Source organism: Chryseobacterium taklimakanense, from assembly GCF_900187185.1.
GTDB classification, from domain to species: Bacteria; Bacteroidota; Bacteroidia; order Flavobacteriales; family Weeksellaceae; genus Planobacterium; species Planobacterium taklimakanense.
The window spans coordinates 1,986,384-2,008,480 of record NZ_LT906465.1 but is presented as its reverse complement, the minus strand read 5'-3'; the positions used below and the strand labels follow the sequence as shown (position 1 = coordinate 2,008,480).

Below are 22,097 nucleotides of genomic sequence, written 5' to 3'. Positions count from 1 at the left end.
TCAAACTATACCTTCTCTCCGTTCACCGTTACCTCGTAGTTTACCGTAACATTCGGTTCCAAAGTTTTGGAAACAGAGCAGTATTTTTCAAAGGAAAGTTGAGCGGCTTTTTGCGCTTTAGCAGGATCTACATCGCCATCTACGAAGAATTTTACCAAAATCGACTTAAAAGGTTTGGCATCATCAACCTGGATTCTTTCGCCTTCTACCTCCGCTGAAAATTTGGTAACGTTTTGCCTCTGTTTTTTCAGGATCGAAACCATATCAATCCCGCTGCATCCGGCAACTGCCATCAGTACGCTTTCCATTGGGGAAACGCCTTTGGCTCCGGGTTGGGAGGTGTTATCCAAAAGAATAGAATTTCCTGCAGTGTTGGTGCATTCAAACAAAAAATCGTCGTTAATGCGGTTTAAGGTGATTTTCATTTTTAATTTTATTTAAAGTCAAAAATAGCGAAATTACTTTTGACTGAGGGGTAGAAAACTAGTAATAAACTATAATAAATGTTGTAAACCCGCAGACTTTAATTTTTTATACTTTTATTAGTACTAATCACAAACCTGATAAGATGACATTTGAAAACAATAAATCCGGTAATGGCGGCGTAATTAGCCTCAATAAAGAAAATGAAGAAGTAGGAAGATTAACTTATACCGTATTTCCTGATGACCAGAAACTCATCATTTCTTATGTTCTGGTACATCCAAAATTTGAAGGACGCGGAATGGGCAAATTTTTAGTTGAGGAAAGTATAAAATTCGCGCGGGAAAATAACTGGAAGGTTTACCCACATTGCTCATATGCAAGATCGGTAATGAACAGGATGCAGGATGCACAGGATATTTTGATACGATAAAAAAAACGCTGGTCATTAACCGGCGTTTATGTTCTTAGATCTTTTCTAGAAGATCGTCTGTAATTTCCATGTTATGATAAACGTTTTGCACGTCATCATCTTCCTCGAAGCGTTCCAGCATTTTCATATTAGCCCTGAACTGATCTTCGGAAACCTCTTTTGTATTATTCGGTATTCGCTGCAGTTCTGCACTTTTTACTTCGATTCCTAGTTCATCCAATTTATGGGATAAGGGACCAAAATCTTCAAATGCCGTAGTTACCATTACTTCTTCATCATCGGCATCTATTTCTTCTGCACCGCCGTCAATCATTTCCATTTCGAAATCATCCCAATCCATTTTTATCAGCGATTTATCGATGCTGAAAATACCTTTTCTATCGAATATGAAAGCAAGCTCACCGTTCTTACCCAAATTTCCATCAAACTTATTGAACACAGCCCTTACGTTGGCCACGGTTCTCGTAGGATTATTGGTTGTACATTCCACGAAAAAAGCTACGCCGCCCTGTCCGTATCCTTCGTAAGTGACCTCTTCATAGTTTTCAGCATCTGCACCGCTTGCTTTTTTAATTGCCCTTTCCACGTTGTCCTTCGGCATATTCGCACCTTTGGCATTTTGGATACACCTTCTTAGTGCGGGATTGGATTCCGGATCAGGACCCCCGGCTTTTACTGCTAAAGCTATATCTTTACCGATTTTAGAAAATGTCTTGGCCATTTTATCCCAACGTGCCAATTTAGAAGCTTTCCTGTACTCGAATGCGCGTCCCATATCTGTATTTATTAGGTTGCAAAAATAATCATTTTCCAAAAAAAAACACCCGCAACAGCGGATGTTTTTTTATTTATGAGTCACTACTTATTAGTAATCTCTCTTTTTGATAGCGTCCCAAGCAGCAGCATCTACAGCGCTTACAACAACTTTTCTGTCTTTCATTCTTTCAGCATCAGATGCTTTCTCATCTACCACAGCCTCAGCTTCACCAACACCTTTAGATTTCAGTTGGTTTGCGCTTACACCTCTAGATTCTAGTGCAGCAACTACAGAAGCAGCTCTTCTTCTAGACAGGTTTAGGTTATAAGCTTCAGAACCTTTTTTATCTGTGTGACCTGTAATTAGGAATGTACCACCGTTAGAAGATTTAATGATTTCCGCAGCAGCATCCAATTTTGGCTTAGATTCTGGTCTTAGCGTAGACTTGTTGAAGTTGAACAAAATATCCTGAAGTGCTACTGTAGCTTCCTCCGCGTAAGCAGATTGTGGCTTAGGACATCCGTTGTATTGAGCAAGACCCGGAACTGTAGGACAAGCATCATCTTTATCTAGAATACCGTCATTATCAGTATCTGGCCAAGGGCAACCATTGTTTTCTGCAGGACCAGCAACAGTAGGACACTGATCATCTTTGTCTACTACGCCATCGCCGTCAGTATCTGGCCAAGGGCAACCGTTGTTTTCAACCGGACCAGCAACATCTGGACATTGATCGTCTTTATCTGGAACTCCGTCACCGTCAGTATCAGGACATCCTTGGAACTCAGGTAAACCTGGAGTATCTGGACATAGATCGTCTTTATCTAGGATACCGTCTTTATCTCTGTCAGTTTGTCCAAATCTAAATAATAGAGATGCACCTGCTTGCCAGAAGTTTGCAGCAGTAGCTTTGTCACCAGGTGTGGAAACATAATCTCCCTGGATGCCAAGACCGAAGTTCTTAGTCAACCAAAAGTTGGATCCTAAACCTGTTGCAAGTGCAAAGTGATTAGCACCGATGTTTTCACCATCCTCATTCACTGCGTTGGATTGACCACTGTAATCGTGTCTTAAATAGTTTGCACCAACTCTTAAGTATGGATCGAACCAAGATTCCTCGTTCCAAAGAGAGTTAGCTTTCAACTGAAGACCAAGACCGGTCATTAGCATGAATTCTTTACCCATACCAAGTCTCTTGTTATCAACGTTACCAACAGTAGTCTGCCAGTCAAGTACAAGAGGTCCGGTTAGGTGTCTAGCAACCGTTAATTTTGAAAGTGGCGGAGTGATTGTAAAATTATTGATGTTATACAATTGCTTGCCTCCAAACGCCTGTTCGAAAACGTCTCCAACTTTACCACCAGCTGCTACGTGATTCTCCGCGTGAGCACCAACTCCGATTAACCACGGATTGTTGCTAGTCTGAGCAAACACAGTAGAGGCTACAGTAAGTGCCAATGCTGAAATTCCTAATTTTAGATTTTTCATAGAATTAAATGATTAAATAATTGATAATGCAAAATAAATATAATTTTTCTTTATAACCAAAGTTTTAAGCACATTTTTAACCAACTTTTCGGATTCTGTCGAGGGTGCGCTTATTTTCTCTATCCTTAATACTTTCTCTTTTATCAAACAACTTCTTACCTCTGGCAAGCGCAATCTGCAGTTTAGCGTAGCCCTTCTCGTTGATATAAAGCTTTAATGGAATTATAGTATTACCGGCATCTTTAAGTTTTCTTTGAAATTTCTGCAATTCTTTTTTGTGCAGCAGCAACTTCCGTTCCCTTTTGGTTTGATGATTGTAAAAAGTTCCAAGCTTATACTCATCGATCATCATATTAATGATATACAGCTCCCCATCTATAAACTGGCAGAAGCTCTCCGTGATGGATGCCTTTGAAGATCTTAGCGACTTTATTTCGGTTCCTGTAAGCACAATCCCAGCCTCTATTTGTTCAAGGATCTCGTATTCAAACCGGGCTCTTTTATTTAATATATTTACAGTCTTTTCAATCTTCATAATTCCACAGTCAAAATTATATTTTAATAGTTGTTGGTTTTTATATAATTCGATTGAATGTTTTTAAAATTTTTAACTCTTTTTAACTTGATTTAGAGAATTATATTAAAAATTTTCAGCAAAACTTTCTATCCGCAATGAGTCCTTAAAAGCCAATAACTTTTCGTATTTTTGCGGCAAATTTACGAAACTATATGTTAACAGTATCAAATCTATCATTACAGTTCGGAAAGAGGGTGCTTTTTGACGACGTGAACATCATGTTTACCAAAGGGAACTGCTACGGGATTATTGGCGCTAATGGTGCCGGTAAATCAACTTTCCTTAAAATATTAACCGGAAAACAGGAACCAACAACCGGCCACGTTTCATTGGAGCCGGGCAAAAGAATGTCCGTACTGGAGCAGGATCACTTTGCTTACGACAACTACACCGTTCTGGAAACAGTTTTAAGAGGAAATAAAAAGCTTTTTGAAATCAAGGAAGAAATGGATGCCCTCTATGCAAAACCCGACTTTTCGGATGAAGACGGAATCAAAGCGGGCGAGCTTGGCGTGATCTATGATGAAATGGGCGGCTGGAATGCAGAATCTGATGCACAGACCATGCTTTCAAATGTAGGGATTAAAGACGAAATGCACTGGCAGATGATGAGCGAGCTTGAAAACAAAGACAAGGTAAAAGTCCTTTTGGCACAGGTGCTTTTCGGAAATCCTGATGTTTTGATTCTCGATGAACCGACCAACGACCTGGACATCGACACTATTTCATGGCTTGAAGATTTCCTTGCAGATTACGAAAACACCGTCATTGTGGTTTCGCACGACCGTCACTTTTTAGATACAGTTTGTACGCATATCGGTGACCTGGATTACTCAAAGCTCAACCTTTACACCGGAAACTATTCTTTCTGGTACCAGGCTTCACAGCTGGCCACCAGACAAAGGCAGCAAGCGAATAAAAAAGCCGAGGAAAAGAAGAAGGAATTGCAGGATTTCATCGCGAGATTCAGCTCCAACGTCGCAAAAGCAAAACAGGCAACGGCCAGAAAAAAGATGATCGACAAGCTGAATATTGAAGATATCAAGCCGACATCAAGACGCTACCCTGCAATTATTTTTGAAACCGAAAGAGAAGCCGGCGACCAGATTCTGGAGGTTAAGGATTTAGAAAAAACCAAAGACGGCGAACTGCTCTTTTCAAACGTTGATTTCAAACTTAAGAAAGGCGACAAAGTAGCGGTTATTTCAAAAAATTCATTGGCAGTGTCCGAGTTTTTTGAAATCATTTCAGGAAATCAAAAAGCAGACAAAGGCGAATATATGTGGGGCGTAACCACAACCCAGTCATATATGCCGCTCGACAATACCGAATTCTTCCAGGATAAAAACCTCAACCTTGTGGACTGGCTAAGACAGTTTACCAAAAACGATGAAGAAAGACACGAGGAGTATATGAGAGGTTTCCTCGGGAAAATGCTTTTTTCAGGTGATGAAGCCTTAAAATCGAGCACCGTACTTTCCGGAGGTGAAAAAATGCGCTGCATGTTCAGCCGCATGATGCTGCAAAGAGCAAACGTTCTGCTTTTAGATGAACCGACCAATCACCTTGACCTTGAAAGCATCACCACCTTGAACAACTCTTTGGTAAATTTCAAAGGAAATATTTTGCTGGCGTCGCATGACCACGAAATGCTTCAGACGGTTTGTAACAGAATCATTGAACTGACTCCGAAAGGTGTGATCGACAGAGATATGACATACGACGAATATCTTGCAGACAAAAAAATCAAGGAACTTCAGCAGCAGATGTACTCATAAATTTGTGCACTGAACATCATAAACCGCTCAAAACTGGGCGGTTTTTTATTGCTGAAACATTCTTAAGTTGCCAGCGGCAAATTCGGGCTTCCAACTTTTTTCTTTATTTTTGCCCTACTATGAATCAAAAATGGATTTACAAACCTGAACCTGATGAAGATGTGGTGGACGGATTGAGTACCTCACTCGGTTTTGGAACATTGGAATCCAAGATCCTGGTTCTGCGCGATATAGACAACTATCAGAAAGCGCGGGAATTCTTTAAACCAAACCTCAGCGATATCCACAACCCGTTTCTTATGGCCGACATGCAGAAGGCTGTGGAACGCATCGCCACCGCAATAGAAAACGGAGAAAAAATTCTTGTTTATGGCGATTATGATGTGGACGGCACCACCGCTGTGGCGCTGATGTACCTTTATTTAAGCAAAATTGTTGAGAAAAAATATCTCGGGTTCTATATCCCGGACCGCAACTCTGAAGGTTACGGCATTTCTACAGAAGGAATTGATTTTGCGAATGAGAACGGTTTTTCCTTAATTATTGCTTTGGATTGCGGGATTAAGGCTCTGGACAAAATTGATTACGCAAAACAACTTGGCGTAGATTTCATCATCTGCGATCATCACCTTCCGGGCGACCAAATTCCGGAAGCGGTTGCAGTTCTGGATCCTAAAAGAAATGACTGCCGCTACCCTTTCAAGGAGCTTTCCGGCTGTGGTGTAGGTTTCAAGCTTTGTCAGGGACTTAATACGATTTATAAAATTCCAGATGCAGAGCTTTATGAGTTGACGGATTTACTGGCGATCTCAATCGCCGCTGATATTGTCTCGATGACCGGTGAAAACCGTGTTTTGGCAAAAATGGGCTTGAAAACCTTAAGAAAAACCCGGAATCTGGGCTTAAGGCTTTTAATTCCTGAAGACAAACTGGCGACCTACGAAATCTCAAATATCGTGTTTGAAATTGCCCCAAAAATCAATGCCGCCGGCAGAATCTCACACGGGAAAGCCGCTGTAGAACTGATGGTATCCGACAATTTGAAGCATGCACATCAAATCGTAAGCGACATCGTGGATTTGAACGATTCACGCCGTGAGCTGGATCTTACGAGTACCACCGAAGCTTTGGAGCAGGTGATAACGACCAACCAGGTCGATAATTTAACAACCGTTGTTTACGCCCCGGAATGGAATAAAGGCGTGATCGGAATTGTAGCTTCTCGACTGACGGAAAGTTATTACAAGCCGACTTTAGTTTTCACAAACGGAAATAATGGTGAGTTGGTGGCTTCTGCCCGTTCAGTTTCAGATTTTGATGTTCATGAAGCACTTGAACTCTGTTCGGAATATTTTACCAAATTCGGGGGACATCCTGCTGCCGCCGGACTTTCGATGAAGCCCGACCGTTTTGAGGAGTTCAAGAAAAAATTCGAGGAAGTTGTCAGGGCAAAAATCCAGGAGCATCAGCGTGAGCCTTCCATCACCATCGATACAGAGGTAGAAATCGAAAATCTGAATAAAGAATTTTTTAATTTCCACAGGAAGCTGGCTCCCTTCGGACCGCATAATATGAAACCGGTTTTGGTCCTAAAAAACCAGAATGTTTCAGGATATGTGAAACAGATGGGTAAAGACGGCAATCATATCAAGTTTTACCTTCACAATCCAGCAAATAACAGAAATATCGAATGTGTGGGCTTTAAGCTGGGTAAGCATCTTGAAAATTTTAAAAACAAAACTTTCGACATCGCATTTACGGCTGAAGAAAACCACTGGAAAGGCAATGTAACGTATTATCTGAATATCCGCGATGTGAAATTTCATGGGCAGGAAGCAGAAAATCCAAATCCGGAAATTTAAAATCTGTGGGAAATATGAAAAAAATCGGCCTTTTTTTCGGTTCATTCAATCCTATTCATATTGGACATATGATTCTTGCGAATTATATTCTGGAGAATTCGGATATGGATGAGCTCTGGTTTGTGGTGAGCCCGCAGAATCCTTTCAAGGAGAAAAAATCTTTACTGAAAGATCACAGCCGTTTGGATATGGTACAGCTTGCGGTAAAAAATTATCCTAAAATGCGGGCATCCAATGTTGAATTTTCTCTTCCGCAGCCAAGTTATACGATCGACACCCTGACTTACCTTCACGAGAAATATCCCGATTTTTCTTTTGCCTTAATTATGGGCGAAGACAATCTGGAGAGCCTTGGAAAATGGAAAAATTCTGAGACTTTGATTAAAAACCATCAGATTATCGTTTATCCAAGAATTTTCGACGGCGAGAAAAAAGATTCAGAATATTTGCAGCATGAGAACATCCACCTGATCAAAGCGCCGATCATCGAACTCTCCGCCACAGAAATCCGCACAATGATCAGGGAAGGTAAGAATGTGCGGCCAATGCTGCCTCCCGAAGTTTTTGAATATCTCGACGGCAGTTCCTTTTATAAGTAATGCATATGAGCAATTTTGTAGAGCAAATTATTTCAAAATATTCTGAAGAAAAGATCATCAAATGGTTTAAGCAGGTTTGCCTGTTCGAAGCTGTTTCCTGGTGCCTTCTCTTTTCCGCAATGATCTGGATCCGCTACGACCGCGAAGCGCTTGCCCCAACGATTTACATCATCATCATGGGGAATATCCACGGCTTGTTTTTTACGCTTTATCTTCTTTTGGTCTTGCCGGCCCGCAAAATCTTCAAATGGGATGATGAGGATTTTGTCTTTGCGCTGATTGCAGCATTTTTTCCTTTTGCCACGATTTGGGTTGACAAGAAACTGGCGCGTTTCGACCGGGAATAAAATTTACAACAAAAAATATTTTAAAAAAAGGATGTAATATTTTGCATCCTTTTGTTGTCTTATTCCTGAAGTTAAAATTTTAATTTAAATTTTTATAACTGATTATCAACGTTTTAAAAATTAAATCTAAATTATTTCACTACTTTGTATTGCATACTACTACTTTATTTATATATCTTTGCGATGTAAATTAATAACCAAAACAAAGAACTAAAACTTTTAACCAAATCAAAGAAAGCCGCAAGCTAATAACCACACACTAAAGTAATTGACCAATCAAAAAAATTAATAACTGGCGGCTTTCTTTTTTTCTAAAAAACAAAAAAAACTATTATGAAAAACTTCATCACCACCGTCGCACTACTTTCCGGCATCGTAGCTTTCGCACAGGAAACTCCGAAAAGAGATTCAGCTTCAACGAAAAATATTGAGGAAGTAATCGTTACCAAAAAAGTCATTCAGAAGAAATCTGACCGCCTGGTTTTCGATGTTGCCGCATCTCCCGTTGCGAAAGGAAATACCGCGTTCAATCTTTTGAAAGAAACTCCACTCGTTTCTTCCGCTGACGACAAAACTTTGAAAATCGCAGGGAAAAGCAACGCCGTAATCTACATTAATGGAAAGAAAACGCAGATGAACGCCGACGGTCTGGAAGCTTTTCTGAAAAATACGCCTGCAGACAACATTGCAAAAATAGAAGTCATCACACTTCCTGGAAGTGAGTTCAATGTCGAAGCGACAGACGGTGTGATCAATATCGTGCTGAAAAAGAAAATGACGGACGGAACCAGCGGAAATTTCCGGATGAGCAGCACGCAGCACAAATACAACAACCAGGCTTCTTCTGCAAGTTTGAACTACCGCAAAGGAAAATTCGCAGCGAGTGGAAATGTGAGCTACAGCGATGTGATAAGACCGCAGGATTATTTACTGATGAACGGCAAAGGCGATGAATACAACAAATCCGAAGGAACTGTGGAAGGTAAAGATCGGGATTTTGGAGGCTACGTAAATCTGGATTACGAAATTAATGACAAAAACACCGTCGGAGTGAATTACAACGGCTGGTTCAGCAAATCGCCGTATCTGCATTCTGACTTTTTCAATACAGTGGTCGCGCGAAATCAGCAGGGCGTTCTGGAAACCCATTACAACCGTTCCAGGAATTTTGGACAAAATAAAGACCTCAATAATTCTGTAAACCTCAATTTTGAACATAAATTTGATGATAAAGGAAGTAAACTTAGTCTAAACGGCGCCTATCTCAATTACGTCAAAGACGAAACGAACAGCAATCTTACAGAAATCGCAGATGCTGGAAACCATTTTCTGGCGCTGTCTTCCAAATTCAACCAAAGTACGCCGCAAAACATCGACAACTATTCTGCAACGGCGGATTTTACTAAAATCTTCAAAGCATTTACGCTTGGTTTGGGCGGCAATTTCAACAAAACAAAAACTGACAATGACACTTATTTCGAAAACTGGAACGGCACAACTTATGTGAAAGACGACAACCAGAGCAACCATTTCGTTTACGATGAAAAAATATCCGGCCTTTACCTGAATGCTGAAAAAAATATTACCGAAAAATTTTCTGCAAAAGCCGGCGCAAGAGTCGAGTTTACCGACAGCTACGGCGAAATCCTGGGCACAACCAACAATGTGAAAAGAAACTACACTAATATTCTTCCGACATTAAGCCTCAACTATAATATCAACCAAAACAACAGTCTTTCGTATGCATTTACAAGCCGCGTGAGAAGACCGAGTTTCTGGGAGATTAATCCGGTGAGAATTTATCTGACCAAAGTAAATTACATCCAGAACAATCCTTTTTTGAAAGCATCATCGGTGTATAACCAGGAACTGATGTATATGTATAAAAGCGCGTATTTCCTGCAGGTTTCGAATTCATACACCAAAGACGCGATCACACAGGTTCCTTTGCAGAAAGTGGATGAAAACGGCGTGAGAACATTACGTTATATTCGTACCAATTACGGGACTCAAAATACTTTTTCTGCGAATCTCGGGATGAACAAAGCATTTTTCAATCAGATTTGGAACGCGAATTATGCTGCAGGATTAAATATCAATTCTTACAAAGGAACAGTGAATACAGATCCGATCACAGGCGAGAAGTTTGAAGATTTCATTTTCAATAATACGATGGCGGCGCCTTTTTTACAGCTGAATAACAATATCCGTCTTTCTGCAAAAAAAGATTTATTTCTTGGCATAAATTATTTTTGGATGGGAAAACAAAGAGCAGATCTCGGTTATCTGAATCCGATACAGCGACTTGACCTTTCCCTCAAAAAAATCTGGAACGACTGGACATTCTCTTTCGACATGAAGGACTTATTTAAAACCATGAAAATCAATATTTACGACGAGCAAGAAACCGGAACTTACAACAGAGTGAGCCAATACCAATACAGCCAAAGTGCCGTTCTGACCGTAGCCTATAATTTCGGGAACAAAAAAGTTCAGAAAACCAGAAACGTGCAAGGCGCTGCAAGTGACATTAAAAACAGAACCGGAAATTAAATTTTCTCCATATCAAACTAAATGTAAAAGAAGGAATCACCGAAAAATTTCGGTGATTCCTTACATTTCAAAAAAGCCAGCAAAATAAATCAAAAAAAATTTACGTATTCGCGGCAAAATTATTTCTTCGGCAAAAAAACTTCCGCCAACATACATCTCGCACTTCCGCCACCATTCACTTCAATCGTATTTAAATCAGCATAAATGATTTCCGAATATTTTTCGATCGCAGCAATCTGTTCCTTAGTTAAAGATCTGTATGCCGTTTCACTCATCACCAGGAAAGTTTTACCCTCAGAATTTCTTAGCTGAAGCATATTTCCGGCAAACTGCTGCATTTGGTCTTCAGAAATCTCGATAATTTCCTTGTTGGTTGATCTGATTACTTCAACTATGTTTCTTCTTTCAACTTCATCGTCAATACAATCCAGGCAAATGACTACAAATCTATCGGCGACACACATCATCACATTCGTGTGGTAAATCGGAAGCCTTTCGCCGCCAGCCGTTTGAAAACTGTGAAAAACTACAGGTTTATAACCAGTCTTTTCACAAAATTCTCGGAAAAGCCCTTCATCAAGTCGCAATGAAACTGAACCGTACGCAATTTTATTGTCATGGTCGAAAATCATACTTCCGGTTCCTTCCAGGTACTTATCCTCATTTTCATAATTTGAGATATCTTCCACCTGTTTGATGTGGTAACCGGCATTCTCTACTGCTTCCAGAATTTCCGGGCGGCGCTCATCACGACGGTTCGGAGCAAACATCGGATAAAGAAACGCTTTTCCATCGCTGCCAAAACTCACCCAGTTGTTTGGGAAAATTGAATCCGGTTTATGCGGCTGCAAGGTATCTTTTACAGTAATCACATTGATGCCTTTTGACCTCAGCTTTTCAACAAAATTTTTAAATTCCTGAAGTGCTTTTCCCTGCGTTTCAGAATTTTCAGAATTAACCTGGAAATAATTATTTTCCGCGGTTTGAGCGTTGTAGCCGAACGCCACAGGTTCAATCATCAGAACAGTGTCAGTAGTTTGCATATCTTAGTTTTGAAGTTTTACAAAAATACTCAATATTTATCTTAATATAGAAATTGCAGCGCTGCTTTACACATACATTACTGAGATTCCGCTTACAGCAAAACAATTTAGGAATGAATCGTCGAAAACGGCGCACTGTGCTCTCAAAAAGCACTTAAAGCATACAGTGCACGGCGATATAAAGAATGTTCTGAACGATTGGAAAAGAGATTATGAAATTTCAGTATCTTTAGAAATCATAAACCTGACAGAAAAATTATGCTTGAGATAGCCTGCTTCGAAATCACTTCTGCAGAAACTGCGCTGCGTTCTGTAGCTGACAGAATTGAGTTTTGCGCCGAACAGCAATTGGGCGGAATAACACCGAACATTGATGAATTCCGCTACCTGAAGTCGGTTTACAGGAAACCAATTTATGTAATGATCCGTCCGAAAGGCGGCGGCTTTTACTATTCTGATCTGGAATTTGAGGTGATGAAGAAAGATCTTCTGCAGTTCAAAAAATCCGGTGCTGACGGTTTTGTTTTTGGAATTTTAAATTCGGGAAACACGATAGATACCCACAGAAATAAAGTTTTGGTGGATTTGGCGGACGATATTCCCTGCACTTTTCACCGCGCATTCGACCGGACTCCGGATTTGGATGTGGCGATAAAACACCTTATTGACATTGGCTTTAAAGCGGTACTGACTTCCGGTGGAAAATCTTCGGCGATGGAAGGTAAAGAAAATCTGAGAAATTTAATTGAAAAATACGGCAGCCAAATCGATATATTGGTTGGCGGCGGCGTACGCTCCGGAAATATCTCGGAACTGAAAAATTTCACCAAAGGAACACATTTTCATTCCTCGGCGATACCTTCTTATGAGGTTTTTGCGAGTGATGAGGAGATTAAGAAACTGAAAAAAAGTATTTAAAAAAAAGTCCGGTTGCGGCGCCTGCGGCGCCGCAACCGGATTAAGCGGCTCATTATCACTAGCCCCGATTGCAACGGAAATCCTTTTATTTTTCTTTCACATAAGGAAAAATAAAAGATTGCAGTGGAAAGCGGGAAAAGGCTCCTGAAAAATTTGATGAAAGGGATCTCTACTTCGCTGCGCCAAGGGAAAAGTGACATCGTTTATTCGCGGACCAGCGGCATTGTAGAACACCTTAGTAATCCGCCCATTTTTGAAATTTCGCGGTACGGGATTTCTTCCACGGTCATTCCCCACTCGTCACGCATAAAATTGTTCATCCGCGTGAAACTGCTGTCGGAAACCACTACTTCCGGGGAAATTGAAAAAATATTCGGGAACATTTCAAACATTTCCTGATCGGTGACATGGAAGCAGTTTTCCTCGCCGAAAATATCGATGAGCAGGCGATAATCGCTTTCATCCACAAAACCGTTTTTATAGATGATGCATTTATCTTTGCCTACCGGATTGAACGTGCAGTCAAGATGCAGGATCCCCTCATAAGGAACGGTGTCGTTTTTCTTCAGTTCCAGATCAATGATACGTTTCTTTGGGAAATATTCTTTAAGGATTTCGATGGCGTATTCGTTGGTTCGCGCGGTTTTATAATTTCTGTAATCTTCTGAAAAACAGGTTCCTACGAACAGAAAATCATCCCACACGATAACGTCGCCGCCTTCGATGTGGGCCGTATCGGGCAGATTTACGATTTTGCGCCACTCTACTTTTTCAAAAATCTTGCGGTAGGCATCCTGCTCATCGGCACGGTCTGAGATTACATTTGAAATGATCATCTTATCATCGATCACAAACGCCACATCCCTCGCAAAAACCTGGTTGTAATCTTCTATAATTTCTGGGCGGTACACCTCCACATCATATTTTTTCAGAATTTTTTCAAATTCGGTCATTTCGCGGATGATGTCGTTTTCTTTTGGGTACGTGCCGTGTTGGATGGTATGATAAGATTTGGCATCGTATGCCTCGTCCAAGGTGGGATCAGCACCCATAGAACTGGGCTGGCCCAGAACCACAGATCTCAGTTTTCCAGTTTCGTTTTTAATGTTCAGCTTCATAAAAAAGTGCTTGATACAAATATAAACAAACGTTTCCGAAAAGGAAAATTATAAAAAAGCTGCCCCAAAAGGTGACAGCTCTAATTTGTGGAGTAGATTATTCCTCGGTTTTTTTCTTTTTGGCGGGTTTTTCATTTTCATCCGCTGCATCAGCTTTCGGCGTTTTGGGCTTTTTCGCCACTTCTGCATTTTGTGTTGGTTCCGTTTGATAGCCCACTTCTTTTCTTACCTTCGCTTTCGGAGCTTTCTTGTCGTCCTCATCCAGCACGTTTACCGGAACTGCCTTTACAGAAGCCGACTTTCTTGGCCGTGTTTTCCCGTAACTTCCCTGATTGATTTTTCCACGTTTGGTTTTTTTGTCGCCTTTTCCCATAATGAATAATTTTAATGATTTAAAACAAATTTAGGAAAAGTTTTTGAACAGCAAAGCCACCACCGTTACTGTTGATTAACAGCTTTTTGATGTCTAAATTTTCGCCAGTTCCAAGGTTCTACCGGGTTTTTATCCTGCCATAAACCAATTTTCTTTTTTCGCGCATCAATTTCCAGCTGGGCATAATTTGAATTACGGGAATATCTTTTGAAATGCCACGCCAGGCCTTTTCGCAACAGTTCTTTGTTTAAATTTTGGTTCCTGTAAAAAATTTCGGCAATCCATCTTCCGTTGCGGTCAGGTTTTCCGGCGATTACTGCCTCTACTTCTTTACCGAAGCAGAAACCGGAAACAAACTGTTTGGCTTTGTAACCGAAAGGTTGATTTTTCTCGGGAGTATCGATGTGCGCGAGGCGAACCGTCTGCCGTTTACCGTCAATCAGCAGAACAACCGTGTCACCGTCTTTCACGCCGATCACTTTCCCCTTAAAAGTTTGTGAAAATAAAACCTGAGCAAAAACAAGCAGAAAAACGAAAAGAAATTTTTTCATCGCGCAAAAGTATTGTTTAAACACTTTCGAGCCAAAAATCTTATCTTTGCTCTTTCAAATTCAAGGTTCCCAACCTTAAAATTTTAACTTAATATTTAAACCAAATTTATGTTCCGTACACATACCAACGGCGAACTTACGCTTCAAAATCTTGATGAAACTGTGACACTTTCCGGCTGGGTACAAACCATCCGCGACAAAGGTTTTATGATTTGGGTGGATTTGCGGGACCGCTACGGCATTACGCAGTTGGTTTTTGATGAAGACCGTTCTTCAAAAGAATTGCTGGAACAGGCGAAAAAACTCGGCCGCGAATTTGTGATTCAGGTAACCGGAAAAGTGATTGAAAGAACTTCCAAAAATCCAAAGATTCCGACCGGCGAAATTGAAATTTTGGTTGAAAGACTGAATCTTCTCAATGCATCCGAACTTCCGCCTTTCACCATAGAGGATGAAACCGACGGCGGCGAGGAGCTGCGCATGAAATACAGATATCTGGACATCCGCAGAAATCCGGTAAAGGATAAATTAGTCTTCCGTCATAAAATGGCGCAGAAAGTGAGAAATTATCTTTCGGACAAAGGTTTTATCGAGGTAGAAACGCCGGTTCTTATCAAATCCACTCCGGAAGGTGCCAGAGATTTCGTGGTTCCGAGCAGGATGAACCCGGGACAGTTTTATGCTTTGCCGCAATCACCTCAAACTTTCAAACAATTACTCATGGTGGGTGGTATGGACCGTTATTTTCAGATTGTGAAATGTTTCCGCGATGAAGATTTACGCGCCGACCGGCAGCCGGAATTTACCCAGATCGACTGCGAAATGGCGTTTGTGGAGCAGGAAGATGTTCTGGAAATTTTTGAAGGAATGACCGCGTCACTTTTAAAGGAAATCAGCGGGAAAGATTTTGGAAAATTCCCGAGAATGACCTTCAACGAAGCCATGAAAAAATACGGAAACGACAAACCGGACATCCGTTTCGGAATGGAGTTCGTGGAACTGAACGGTTTGGTAAAAGGCAAAGATTTTAAAATTTTCGACGATGCAGAATTGGTGGTGGGAATCAACGTGGAAGGTTGTGCAGAATACACCAGAAAACAGATCGACGCGCTAATTGACTGGGTAAAACGCCCACAAATAGGGGCTTCCGGAATGGTTTGGATCAAATATCAGCATGACGGTGTTGTTACTTCTTCCGTCAATAAATTTTATTCCGAAGAAGATTTACGGATTGTCGCCGAAACATTCAGCGCAAAACCCGGCGACTTGATGTTCATAATGAGCGGCGATGCCAACAAAGTCCGCACCCAACTATCCGCTTTGAGAATGGAATTGGGAAATCAGTTAGGCTTAAGAAAAGGCGATGAATTTGCTCCACTTTGGGTAGTGGATTTCCCGCTTCTGGAATGGGATGAAGAAACCGGCCGCTACCACGCCATGCACCATCCTTTCACGTCGCCAAAACCTGAAGACATCACACTTCTGGATACCGAGCCCGGAAAAGCCAGAGCAAACGCTTACGATTTGGTCTTGAACGGCAACGAAATCGGTGGCGGTTCGGTAAGGATTTTCAATAAAGACTTACAATCTAAAATGTTCGGTTTGTTAGGTTTCACCAAAGAGGAAGCGGAAGCGCAGTTCGGATTTCTGATGAACGCCTTCAAATACGGAGCTCCGCCACACGCAGGTCTGGCTTTCGGTTTCGACCGGTTGGTGGCAATTTTGGACGGAAATGAAGTGATCCGGGATTACATCGCTTTCCCAAAAAATAATTCCGGAAGAGATGTGATGATTGATGCACCGAGCCCGATTGCGAATGCGCAACTCGACGAACTTTATCTTAAAGTAGAAACTAAAGAATAAGATTTTAATTCAAAAAAAATAAAAAAGCGATCTCAACTTGGGATTGCTTTTTTATTTATGGCATTTCTTTCACCCAACCTCCGGAATATTTAAATAAATCAGTTTCCGTTTGAGTTTGGGACACTCACAGCTTTTAAAAGTGGGTCGTCGCAGAATGTCTTATGAGCAACCAAATTGCCCGCATCAACGTACAGAAGAGAAATTTTACCTGAATTGAAATGATTCTGCTTAATGAAAGCGTCCATTGAAGATCTTAATTTTTCGGGAACTTTAATGCACTATCAGCATATTTGCAATTGCTGTTGAGGATGTTTTTTATATGAATTCTAAAAAACACTGATCTGACAAAGTTCACTTTGATTTAAAACATAACCATAAAACAAAGATGTAACTTTGCAGAACACATCGAGAATTAAATAGCAGATTTATTATGTTTGATTGGCTTCACAATCTTTTGTTACCGGTTGAAAACCCAGGTGTGATACAGTCACTAATTGTGATGATGCTTGCCATCGGCACCGGGATTTTTTTTGGAAGGATAAGAATTGCAAAAGTTTCGCTGGGAGTTTCCGCGGTAATGTTTACAGGGCTTCTTTTGGGGCATTTTGGTTACCGAATGAATACGGAAATTCTGGATTTCATCAGGGATTTTGGGCTGATCCTTTTTGTATATGCGATAGGAATCCAGGTTGGCCCGTCTTTCTTTTCTTCATTTAAAAGCGAAGGCCTGAAGTTTAACATACTTGCGGTTTCGTCCGTTCTCCTGGGTGGTTTAATAACTTTTATTCTGTTTAAAATCACGGGTCTGAAAATTGAAGATTTGGTGGGAATTATGTCCGGATCTGTAACCAATACACCCGGACTGGGTGCCGCCAAAAGCACTCTGGAAGAAATAAAATCACAGTTCCCCAACAAAACTTTTGATGATCCGGCAATAGGCTATGCCATTACTTATCCTCTCGGAGTCCTGGGAATTATCGTAACGATTATTGCATCAAAAACGCTTCTCAAAATAAATCCCGAACAGGAAATGAAACTTTTCCGCCTCGCAAAAATAAACAGCGAGCTGCCGGTAATCAGTCAAAAAATCCGTGTGATACAACCGGAAGTTGTGGGCAAAACACTTCACCAAATTATAGAAGAAAGCGGTAAAAATATCGTCATCTCCCGACTGAAACACAGCGGTTCCGAAGCCGTTTTTTCACCCACTTTAGATATGAGACTACAGTTGCGCGATGTTCTGATGATTGTAGGTGTAGAAAAGGATTTGGAAGAATTTACAAAAATGGTGGGGCGGCCGTCCACAGACCAGTTTATAGAAACCGGAAGCGATATTCTGACTAAAAATTTCTTTGTCACCAAAAAATCAGCCATGCACAAAAAACTTTCGGAACTCGATATGTACAACAAATACGACCTGAAAGTTACCCGTGTATTCCGCGCAGGCAAGGAGATGCTTGCAAGACCTTCGCTGGAACTTTTCTACGGGGATAAAGTTAGAATCGTAGGCACAGAGGACTCCCTGAAGCAGGCTGAAGAGATCATCGGAAATTCCGAGAAAAGACTTTTGGAGCCTGATTTTCTGTCACTTTTTGGCGGTCTTTTGATAGGTATTTTAATCGGTTCCATTCCGATTATGATTCCTTCGTTGCCGGTGCCGATTAAACTTGGTTTTGCAGCCGGCCCGCTGATTACCGCCCTTTTTATCAGCCGTTACGGTGGAATTTCTTTCATCCATTCCTATATCAACAACGGGGCGATTTATTTTATGAAAGATTTGGGAATCTGCCTGTTCTTCGCAGCGGTTGGCATACACGCCGGTGAAGGTTTTTACGAAAATTTCGTGCAAAATAACGGTTGGGTATGGATGCTTTATGGTTCGGCTATTACTTTTATCCCATTGATTTTAATGGTCATTATAGGAAGATTTTTCATGAAGATCAACTTTTTGCAACTTTCCGGAATTATGAGCGGAAGTTATACCGATCCGGCAGCGCTTTCGTTCAGCACCAGCTATCTGGACAGTGATATCCCTCTTCAAAGCTATGCTCAGGTTTATCCACTGGTGACGATTTTCAGGATTTTTGTGGCCCAGCTTCTAATTTTACTATTGGCTTAGTGGTTAAAATAAAGACAAAAGGAAAATGTCTCAAAACCAACTGACGCAGGCTGAGAGTCTCTAAACGAAAACCTCTTACCATCAGGAGGTGAAAAAAAACATAAAAAAGCCGTTTCACAAATTGTGAAACGGCTTCTTCTTTCTATCAATCTTTCAATTATCTGTTTTCCATCGCAACGTAATCTCTTTTCTGTGCGCCCTGATACACCTGTCTTGGTCTTCCGATCGGGTCGCCCTTCAAGCGCATTTCTTTCCACTGAGAGATCCATCCCGGTAATCTTCCCAGTGCAAACATCACGGTAAACATTTCTGTTGGGATTCCCAGCGCTCTATAGATAATTCCGGAGTAGAAATCTACGTTCGGGTAAAGTTTTCTTTCTACGAAATAATCGTCTTCCAAAGCTACCCTCTCAAGCTGCATTGCGATATCCAAAGCTTTATCATCAATTCCGAGTGCATCTAAAATATCGTCTGCCGCCTTTTTGATGATTTTCGCTCTTGGGTCGAAATTTTTGTAAACCCTGTGGCCGAAGCCCATCAACCTGAAGTTATCTTCTTTATTTTTCGCTTTTGCAACGTATTTTGCAACATCACCGCCGTCAGCTTCAATCATTTCAAGCATTTCGATTACGGCCTGGTTTGCACCACCGTGAAGTGGACCCCAAAGCGCTGAAACACCTGCAGAAACAGAAGCAAAAAGCCCAGTATGTGCAGAGCCAACCATTCTTACTGTTGAGGTAGAACAGTTTTGTTCGTGATCAGCGTGAAGGATCAACAGTTTATCCAACGCGTCTACAACAACCGGATTTATCTCAAACTGCTGATTTGGCATTTTGAACGTCATTCTGTAGAAATTTTCTACGTAGTTCAGGCTGTTGTCTCCGTGGTTCAGAGATAAACCTTTAGTTTTTCTGTAAGTCCATGCAGCAAGGTGTGCGAATTTTGCGATCAGCATTTCCGCAGCGTGATCCATATCCTCCTTAGAGGTAACATCTACCGCCTTTGGATTAAAGGCCACCAGTGCCGACGTCAGTGAAGACAAAACTCCCATTGGGTGGGCAGAACGCGGGAAGGCGTCGATAATTTTCTTCATTTCCTCGGCTACATAGTTGTATTTTTTAATTCCCTCGTCAAATTTAGCAAACTGCTCCTGTGTAGGAAGCTCACCATGAAGCAACAGGTACATCACTTCTGTAAAGTTGGATTTTTCGGCGATTTGCTCAATAGGGTAACCTCTGTAGTAAAGTTCACCAACATCACCGTCCAGATAAGTAATTTCGCTTAAGGTAGCACCTGTGTTTTTATAACCCAAATCCAGCGTAATAAGGCCGGTTTGGTCTCTTAATTTAGAAATATCAATTCCTCTGTCACCAATAGTGCTGTCAACGATAGGATATTCGAATGCCTTACCGTCGTAATTCAATATAACTTTGTTATCTGACATTTTCTTGTAAATTTTTTGTTAAAATTAAGGAAAAACAACGTATATATCAAATGATCGCCAGCTGATCTTTATTAATTTTTTCTATTTCAAAAATACTTAGGTATCATCATATATTACCTTCACTTTGCAAAAAAGTTATCACACTGATTATCAATTCACTCAAATAAAAAAAACACCGGAGACAATTCCGATGTTTTGCATATTAAATATTCTTTAAGAAAATCGTGAACCTTCCTGCAGGCTCAAACCGTGGATATCTTACTCCAGATTATCTTTTTACTTTGAATGCGTCCAATCCCGGGAAAATTGCGGTTTCACCTAGCGCTTCTTCAATCCTAATCAATTGGTTGTATTTCGCCATTCTATCTGAACGGGAAGCAGAACCGGTCTTGATCTGTCCACAGTTCATCGCCACAGCCAGGTCAGCAATGGTAGAATCTTCAGTTTCACCGGAACGGTGCGACATTACCGATGTATATTTATTGTGCTGAGCCATCTGCACTGCTGCCATTGTTTCAGAAAGAGACCCAATTTGGTTTACTTTTACCAAAATTGAGTTGGCGATACCTTCATGGATGCCTTTAGAAAGTCTTTCAACATTGGTCACAAAAAGGTCATCACCTACCAGCTGAACTCTGTCGCCGATTTTTTCTGTTAAAAGTTTCCAGCCATCCCAGTCGTTTTCCTGCATACCGTCTTCGATGGAGATAATTGGATATTTGTTAACCAATTCTTCAAGATAAGAAGCCTGTTCTGCGCTGCTGAACTGTGCTGAATCCGGAGTCTGGAACTTTCTGTAATCGTAAACACCGTCCTTATAGAACTCTGAAGATGCACAGTCTAAAGCGAACATCACATCATCACCAGGTTTGTAGCCCGCTTTTTCAACCGCCTGAAGCAAAGTATCCAAAGCGTCCTCCGTTCCCGCAAATGTGGGCGCAAAACCACCTTCATCACCTACCGCAGTAGAAAGTCCTCGGTCGTGAAGGATTTTTTTCAGGTTATGGAAGATTTCAGTACCTTTTCTAAGCGCGTGTGAGAACGAATCTGCTTTCACCGGCATAATCATAAATTCCTGGAAAGCGATCGGCGCATCCGAGTGTGAACCTCCGTTGATCACATTCATCATCGGTACAGGAAGTGTATTCGCATTCACACCGCCAACATATTTGTAAAGCGGCATTCTGAGTTCAGTTGCTGCAGCTTTTGCCGTCGCCAGAGAAACCCCCAAAATTGCGTTTGCCCCGAGGTTTCCTTTGTTATTAGTGCCATCCAGATCAATCATAATCTGATCAATCAGGTTTTGGTCAAAAACCGGTAAACCAACCAATTCCGGAGCGATTACTTCACGTACGTTTTCTACAGCTTTCAGCACGCCTTTCCCCATATAATCAGAACCGCCGTCGCGCAGTTCCACAGCTTCGTGCTCGCCGGTGGATGCTCCCGAAGGAACGGCAGCGCGGCCCATGGCACCACTCTCTGTGAAAACGTCAACTTCTACAGTAGGATTACCTCTGGAGTCTAAAATCTGTCTTGCCTCGATGTACGAAATGTAACTCATTTTTATTTTTTTAATGTTTGTATTCGTGTTTTTAAGTGACACAAATTTACGGAATATTTAAGGGAATAACAGGTGATTTTTGTCTTAAAAATATATTAAACTGTTATTCCTAAACTCGTAAACCGCAGGACGCCGAAAAAGAATGTCGCGGTATGATGCTGGTTTGCCTCCTTCGGAATCTGCATCCTCCAAAAGCTGCAAGATTCTGGCGGCCACGAGTGTAACCAGCGGAATCACTGTGCAAAGCAAAATTATTTGTAATGTATCGGACATTGATTATCTTTAAAGAT

General features: G+C 41.2%; 20 protein-coding genes and 1 pseudogene. 9 read left to right on the top strand and 12 right to left on the bottom strand.

Going from position 1 to position 22,097, the window contains the following annotated elements; all coding sequences use genetic code 11:
* Positions 1 to 5: 5 nt before the first annotated feature.
* Positions 6 to 425: an OsmC family protein gene (locus tag CKV81_RS09600; protein ID WP_095072803.1), complete on the bottom strand. Its 420-nt coding sequence runs from the start codon at positions 423 to 425 to the stop codon at positions 6 to 8.
* Positions 426 to 568: 143 nt separating this feature from the next.
* On the opposite strand from CKV81_RS09600, the gene CKV81_RS09595 reads away from it, so the two are divergent.
* Positions 569 to 856: a GNAT family N-acetyltransferase gene (locus CKV81_RS09595; protein ID WP_095072801.1), complete on the top strand. Its 288-nt coding sequence runs from the start codon at positions 569 to 571 to the stop codon at positions 854 to 856.
* 34 nt (positions 857 to 890) lie between these two features.
* Here the strand turns inward: CKV81_RS09595 and CKV81_RS09590 are convergent, their stop codons facing one another.
* The 3 genes from CKV81_RS09590 to smpB form a co-directional block, all read right to left on the bottom strand.
* Positions 891 to 1,631 carry a YebC/PmpR family DNA-binding transcriptional regulator gene (locus tag CKV81_RS09590; protein ID WP_095072799.1) on the bottom strand — a complete coding sequence of 247 codons (741 nt, stop codon included), beginning with the start codon at positions 1,629 to 1,631 and terminating at the stop codon, positions 891 to 893.
* A 90-nt stretch (positions 1,632 to 1,721) separates the two neighbouring features.
* On the bottom strand, positions 1,722 to 3,101 hold the full coding sequence (locus tag CKV81_RS09585; protein WP_095072797.1) for an OmpA family protein: 1,380 nt from the start codon (positions 3,099 to 3,101) through the stop codon (positions 1,722 to 1,724).
* A 76-nt stretch (positions 3,102 to 3,177) separates the two neighbouring features.
* A complete protein-coding gene (gene smpB, locus CKV81_RS09580; protein ID WP_095072795.1) occupies positions 3,178 to 3,636 on the bottom strand; it encodes an SsrA-binding protein SmpB in 459 nt (152 codons plus the stop codon).
* 194 nt (positions 3,637 to 3,830) lie between these two features.
* Here smpB and CKV81_RS09575 point away from each other — a divergent pair, with 194 nt between their 5' ends.
* The 5 genes from CKV81_RS09575 to CKV81_RS09555 all read left to right on the top strand — a co-directional run bounded on the left by CKV81_RS09575 (position 3,831) and on the right by CKV81_RS09555 (position 10,817).
* Entirely contained in the window at positions 3,831 to 5,456 is a 1,626-nt protein-coding gene (locus CKV81_RS09575) for an ABC-F family ATP-binding cassette domain-containing protein (protein ID WP_095072793.1), read from the top strand.
* 119 nt (positions 5,457 to 5,575) lie between these two features.
* Positions 5,576 to 7,318: a single-stranded-DNA-specific exonuclease RecJ gene (gene recJ / locus CKV81_RS09570; protein WP_095072791.1), complete on the top strand. Its 1,743-nt coding sequence runs from the start codon at positions 5,576 to 5,578 to the stop codon at positions 7,316 to 7,318.
* A 14-nt stretch (positions 7,319 to 7,332) separates the two neighbouring features.
* Positions 7,333 to 7,917, top strand: coding sequence for a nicotinate (nicotinamide) nucleotide adenylyltransferase (nadD, locus tag CKV81_RS09565; protein ID WP_095072789.1), 585 nt, complete (start codon positions 7,333 to 7,335; stop codon positions 7,915 to 7,917).
* Positions 7,918 to 7,922: 5 nt separating this feature from the next.
* On the top strand, positions 7,923 to 8,264 hold the full coding sequence (locus tag CKV81_RS09560) for a DUF3817 domain-containing protein (protein WP_095074417.1): 342 nt from the start codon (positions 7,923 to 7,925) through the stop codon (positions 8,262 to 8,264).
* Positions 8,265 to 8,597: 333 nt separating this feature from the next.
* Positions 8,598 to 10,817 (top strand): outer membrane beta-barrel family protein, encoded by a 2,220-nt coding sequence (locus tag CKV81_RS09555; RefSeq protein ID WP_095072786.1) that lies wholly within the window; start codon positions 8,598 to 8,600, stop codon positions 10,815 to 10,817.
* A gap of 119 nt (positions 10,818 to 10,936) precedes the next feature.
* On the opposite strand, the gene ctlX is transcribed toward CKV81_RS09555, so the two are convergent.
* The gene (gene ctlX, locus CKV81_RS09550; RefSeq protein ID WP_095072784.1) at positions 10,937 to 11,860 is read right to left on the bottom strand and encodes a citrulline utilization hydrolase CtlX; all 924 of its coding nucleotides are present in this window, start codon (positions 11,858 to 11,860) and stop codon (positions 10,937 to 10,939) included.
* Positions 11,861 to 12,118: 258 nt separating this feature from the next.
* Between ctlX and CKV81_RS09545 the strand changes: the two genes are divergently transcribed.
* Positions 12,119 to 12,778, top strand: a complete 660-nt coding sequence (locus CKV81_RS09545; protein ID WP_095072782.1) for a copper homeostasis protein CutC — start codon at positions 12,119 to 12,121, stop codon at positions 12,776 to 12,778.
* 203 nt (positions 12,779 to 12,981) lie between these two features.
* Here CKV81_RS09545 and CKV81_RS09535 read toward each other — a convergent pair whose 3' ends face one another.
* The 3 genes and pseudogenes from CKV81_RS09535 to CKV81_RS09525 all read right to left on the bottom strand — a co-directional run bounded on the left by CKV81_RS09535 (position 12,982) and on the right by CKV81_RS09525 (position 14,820).
* Complete coding sequence (locus CKV81_RS09535) at positions 12,982 to 13,896, bottom strand: dimethylarginine dimethylaminohydrolase family protein (RefSeq protein WP_095072778.1); 915 nt, start codon at positions 13,894 to 13,896, stop codon at positions 12,982 to 12,984.
* Between the two features lie 292 nt (positions 13,897 to 14,188).
* Positions 14,189 to 14,269, bottom strand: a pseudogene (locus CKV81_RS13605) (30S ribosomal protein THX); the annotation flags it as partial.
* Positions 14,270 to 14,334: 65 nt separating this feature from the next.
* Positions 14,335 to 14,820 carry a thermonuclease family protein gene (locus tag CKV81_RS09525; RefSeq protein WP_095072776.1) on the bottom strand — a complete coding sequence of 162 codons (486 nt, stop codon included), beginning with the start codon at positions 14,818 to 14,820 and terminating at the stop codon, positions 14,335 to 14,337.
* Positions 14,821 to 14,928: 108 nt separating this feature from the next.
* Here CKV81_RS09525 and aspS point away from each other — a divergent pair, with 108 nt between their 5' ends.
* Complete coding sequence (gene aspS, locus CKV81_RS09520) at positions 14,929 to 16,683, top strand: aspartate--tRNA ligase (protein WP_095072774.1); 1,755 nt, start codon at positions 14,929 to 14,931, stop codon at positions 16,681 to 16,683.
* A 98-nt stretch (positions 16,684 to 16,781) separates the two neighbouring features.
* Here the strand turns inward: aspS and CKV81_RS13500 are convergent, their stop codons facing one another.
* Positions 16,782 to 16,928: a hypothetical protein gene (locus tag CKV81_RS13500; protein WP_220096587.1), complete on the bottom strand. Its 147-nt coding sequence runs from the start codon at positions 16,926 to 16,928 to the stop codon at positions 16,782 to 16,784.
* A 233-nt stretch (positions 16,929 to 17,161) separates the two neighbouring features.
* Here CKV81_RS13500 and CKV81_RS09515 point away from each other — a divergent pair, with 233 nt between their 5' ends.
* Positions 17,162 to 18,802, top strand: a complete 1,641-nt coding sequence (locus CKV81_RS09515; RefSeq protein WP_157727402.1) for a putative transporter — start codon at positions 17,162 to 17,164, stop codon at positions 18,800 to 18,802.
* Between the two features lie 157 nt (positions 18,803 to 18,959).
* On the opposite strand, the gene CKV81_RS09510 is transcribed toward CKV81_RS09515, so the two are convergent.
* The 3 genes from CKV81_RS09510 to CKV81_RS13370 all read right to left on the bottom strand — a co-directional run bounded on the left by CKV81_RS09510 (position 18,960) and on the right by CKV81_RS13370 (position 22,080).
* Positions 18,960 to 20,246, bottom strand: a complete 1,287-nt coding sequence (locus CKV81_RS09510; RefSeq protein ID WP_095072770.1) for a citrate synthase — start codon at positions 20,244 to 20,246, stop codon at positions 18,960 to 18,962.
* Positions 20,247 to 20,514: 268 nt separating this feature from the next.
* Entirely contained in the window at positions 20,515 to 21,807 is a 1,293-nt protein-coding gene (gene eno, locus CKV81_RS09505; protein WP_095074414.1) for a phosphopyruvate hydratase, read from the bottom strand.
* Between the two features lie 84 nt (positions 21,808 to 21,891).
* Positions 21,892 to 22,080, bottom strand: a complete 189-nt coding sequence (locus CKV81_RS13370) for a hypothetical protein (RefSeq protein ID WP_157727401.1) — start codon at positions 22,078 to 22,080, stop codon at positions 21,892 to 21,894.
* Positions 22,081 to 22,097: the final 17 nt, after the last annotated feature.